The sequence below is a fragment of the Alcanivorax profundi genome (genome assembly GCF_003597125.1).
GTDB classification, from domain to species: Bacteria; Pseudomonadota; Gammaproteobacteria; order Pseudomonadales; family Alcanivoracaceae; genus Alcanivorax; species Alcanivorax profundi.
In genome coordinates, this window is record NZ_QYYA01000073.1 from 1 (window position 1) to 551 (window position 551).

At 45.2% G+C, this 551-nt stretch carries 2 protein-coding genes; one reads left to right on the forward strand and one right to left on the reverse strand.

Annotated elements, in window-relative coordinates:
• On the forward strand, positions 1–285 hold a 285-nt coding region (locus D4A39_RS19085; protein ID WP_233552523.1), incomplete at its 5' end, for an amino acid kinase family protein.
• Positions 286–381: 96 nt separating this feature from the next.
• Here D4A39_RS19085 and D4A39_RS19090 read toward each other — a convergent pair.
• Complete coding sequence (locus D4A39_RS19090) at positions 382–549, reverse strand: GH36 C-terminal domain-containing protein (RefSeq protein WP_497707269.1); 168 nt, start codon at positions 547–549, stop codon at positions 382–384.
• Positions 550–551: the final 2 nt, after the last annotated feature.

The following is a 551-nucleotide window of genomic DNA, read 5'->3' on the forward strand; positions in this document are numbered from 1 at the left end:
AGTAATGTGGATGGCATCTACAATGGTGACCCAAGCGAGCCTACCACCCGCATCATCCCATCGGTTTATTACGACCGTGACATCAGTGAGTACATCCTTGCCAGCAAGAGCCGTCACGGCAGAGGCGGTATGACTTCTAAAGTAAAGACCGCCCACGATGTAGCCAATGCCGGCATCAAGGTAATCATCGCCAACGGCAATACGCCAAACATCCTCATCAATCTGAAGGAGCATCCGATGGAGACCCTTCATACTGAGTTTGTGGCAAGACCGCTAAACAAGTAAAATCATTAGGGAAAAAAGATACAGATACCTAAAAAAAAGCAGCAAGCCTATTATAGACTTTGCTGCTTTTCGTTTTTATTATGAATAGTTGATACGTTATTCTAATACCAATACATGGCTGGTTCCATCGGTCTGGCTGAATACATTCAAGCCGACTTTCATCAGATAGTCACCGCTGTACTGCTTGCCATTGCACTCCAAATCAGATTCCTTGCCAGGCATCAGATTGGTCTCCTTTACGGTATAAACCTTATCGGCATCCAATC